Consider the following 960-nt stretch of genomic DNA (forward strand, 5'->3'; position numbering starts at 1 on the left):
AGACAAACAGTTAATCGGCCAAGTAGCAGCTGATATTCGTGCATATCGCCGTCCAGAGCCTTATAAAGGCAAAGGTGTACGTTACTCAGATGAAGTAGTTCGTACAAAAGAAGCGAAGAAAAAGTAAAGTAAGGTAACACTATGGATAAGAAAGTAGCTCGTATCCGTCGTGCAACCCGTGCACGTCATTTAATGAGAGAGCAAGGTGCAACCCGTCTGGTTGTGCATCGCACGCCTCGCCATATTTATGCGCAGGTTATTGCACCTAATGGCTCAGAAGTACTAGCAGCAGCTTCAACTGTTGAGAAAGTAATTAAAGAGCAAGTTAAATATACTGGTAATAAAGACGCAGCTGCAGTAGTTGGTAAATTAGTTGCAGAACGTGCTTTAGCTAAAGGTATTCAAGCAGTTGCATTTGATCGTTCAGGTTTCAAATACCACGGTCGTGTGCAAGTATTAGCAGACGCTGCTCGTGAAGCTGGTCTACAGTTCTAATAGAGGAATTTGAGATGTCAAACATCGAAAAACAAGCTGGTGAACTGCAGGAAAAGCTAATCGCGGTTAACCGTGTATCAAAAACCGTAAAAGGTGGTCGTATCATGAGCTTCACTGCTTTGACAGTAGTAGGCGATGGTAACGGTCGTGTTGGTTTTGGTTACGGTAAAGCACGTGAAGTTCCAGCAGCGATCCAAAAAGCGATGGAAAAAGCTCGTCGCAATATGATTAACGTAGCTTTAAACGAAGGTACATTACAACATCCTGTTAAAGGTTCACACACTGGTTCACGCGTATTCATGCAACCGGCTAGCGAAGGTACTGGTATCATCGCCGGTGGTGCGATGCGTGCTGTGTTAGAAGTGGCGGGTGTTCGTAACGTTCTTTCTAAAGCATACGGTTCAACCAACCCAATTAACGTTGTTCGCGCAACAATCGATGCGCTTGCAAATATGAAATCACCTG

3 protein-coding genes are annotated in these 960 nt (G+C 44.4%); all 3 read left to right on the forward strand.

Annotated features, from left to right (window positions below; genetic code table 11):
• On the forward strand, positions 1-127 hold a 127-nt coding region (gene rplF, locus DA085_RS20640), incomplete at its 5' end, for a 50S ribosomal protein L6 (RefSeq protein WP_109474872.1).
• Positions 128-141: 14 nt separating this feature from the next.
• Positions 142-495 (forward strand): 50S ribosomal protein L18, encoded by a 354-nt coding sequence (gene rplR, locus DA085_RS20645; protein WP_005599310.1) that lies wholly within the window; start codon positions 142-144, stop codon positions 493-495.
• Positions 496-509: 14 nt separating this feature from the next.
• Positions 510-960 (forward strand): 30S ribosomal protein S5 (gene rpsE / locus DA085_RS20650; RefSeq protein WP_109474873.1); only part of this gene is annotated, 451 nt, incomplete at its 3' end.

The sequence above is a fragment of the Ornithinimicrobium cavernae genome, from assembly GCF_003121625.1.
Classification (GTDB): domain Bacteria; phylum Actinomycetota; class Actinomycetes; order Actinomycetales; family Dermatophilaceae; genus Ornithinicoccus; species Ornithinicoccus cavernae.

Excerpts from the sequence above, each read along its gene's own strand:
- rplR (WP_005599310.1), top strand. The coding sequence starts at position 142 with ATGGATAAGAAAGTAGCTCGTATCCGTCGTGCAACCCGTGCACGTCAT.